The sequence below is a fragment of the Rhodoblastus acidophilus genome (assembly GCF_025961575.1).
Lineage (GTDB): Bacteria > Pseudomonadota > Alphaproteobacteria > Rhizobiales > Beijerinckiaceae > Rhodoblastus > Rhodoblastus acidophilus_C.
In genome coordinates this window covers 1-1,370 of sequence record NZ_JAOQNX010000076.1, presented here as the reverse complement: position 1 = coordinate 1,370, position 1,370 = coordinate 1, and the positions used below count along the sequence as shown (strand labels likewise).

Genomic DNA, 1,370 nt, shown 5'->3' with positions numbered 1-1,370 from the left:
AGAGCTGGTCCCGGTTGTCTGAACAGTTTCCCGCGACCGATAAGTGCTTTTCTGCCGGGTTCTTTCGTCAGAGGGCGCCGGGGTGTTGGGTGTGACGCAGGGAGGGCGTAGCCCGACCGTAGTCGCATCCAATACCCCGGCGGCGGAAAAATTCAGGCCGCCGCCAGACAGGGCGTCGGGTCAAAGTAGGCCTCGTCCGGCGTGCGTCGGTCAAGGGATGAATGCGGGCGCCGCCGATTGTAAAAGTCGAGATACCGGCCGATCGAGGCGCGCGCCACGCCGACGCTGTCGTAGGCGTGCAGATAGACCTCTTCGTACTTGACCGATTTCCAGATGCGCTCGACGAAGACATTGTCGCGCCAGGCGCCCTTGCCGTCCATGCTGATCTTGATCTCGTTGGCGATCAGCACGCCGGTGAACGCCTCGCTGGTGAACTGGCTGCCCTGGTCCGTGTTGAATATGCCCGGCTTGCCATGCTTGGCCAGCGCCTCCTCCAGCGCCTCGACGCAGAAGTCGGCCTCCATCGTGATCGACACGCGATGGCTGAGCACGCGCCGGCTGAACCAGTCGACCACTGCGGCGAGATAGACGAAGCCGCGCGCCATCGGGATGTAGGTTATATCCATCGCCCACACCTGGTTGGGCCGGTCGACCTTCACGCCGCGCAGAAGATACGGATAAATCTTGTGACCCGGCGCGGGTTTGGACGTGTTGGGCCGGCGATAGATCGCCTCGATGCCCATGCGCTTCATCAGCGTGGCGACATGACGGCGACCGACGGCGAGGCCTTCGCGGTCCAAAAAATCGCGCAACATTCGGCTGCCCGCGAAGGGGAACTCCAGATGCAGTTCGTCGATGCGCCGCATCAGCGCGAGATCCTCGGGCGACGTCGGACGCGGCTGGTAATAGACGCTGCCGCGACTGATTTTGAGGATCTTGGCCTGACGGACGATCGGAAGATTGTGATTGCGGTCGATCATCGCTTTGCGCTCAGCATGCCGGCCTTGATGAGCGCGCCTTCCAAAAAATCATTCTCCAGCGCTAACTCGCCGATCTTGGCGTGGAGCGCCTTCAAATCCACGGGCGGGGCTTGCGCCGTCGAGGCGTCGGCGCCGAAAACCCCGGCCGCGCCCTCCAGCAATTGCGTCTTCCAGTCCCGGATTTGGTTGGGGTGGACTTCGAAGTCCTGAGCCAACTCCGTCAGCGTCTTTTCGCCCTTCAGGGCGGCCAGAGCCACCTTCGCCTTGAAGGCCGGTGTGTGGTTCCGGCGCGGTCGCTTGGTCATGATCTCTCCTGATGCGCGGCGATCATCGCCGCTGTCAGGCACAAAAGCCACTTATCGTCCTGTCCAGATTCTCCGGGCCAGCTCT

The 1,370-nt window shown here is 62.5% G+C and carries 1 protein-coding gene; it reads right to left on the bottom strand.

All coding sequences use genetic code 11. The annotated features are described in order from the left end of the window. Positions 1 to 152 precede the first annotated feature (152 nt). A protein-coding gene (locus M2320_RS23190; RefSeq protein WP_264599329.1) for an IS3 family transposase occupies positions 153 to 1,285 on the bottom strand; the annotation gives its coding sequence in 2 pieces (ribosomal slippage) (positions 153 to 1,021 and positions 1,021 to 1,285; 1,134 coding nt in all). Between the last annotated feature and the right edge of the window lie 85 nt (positions 1,286 to 1,370).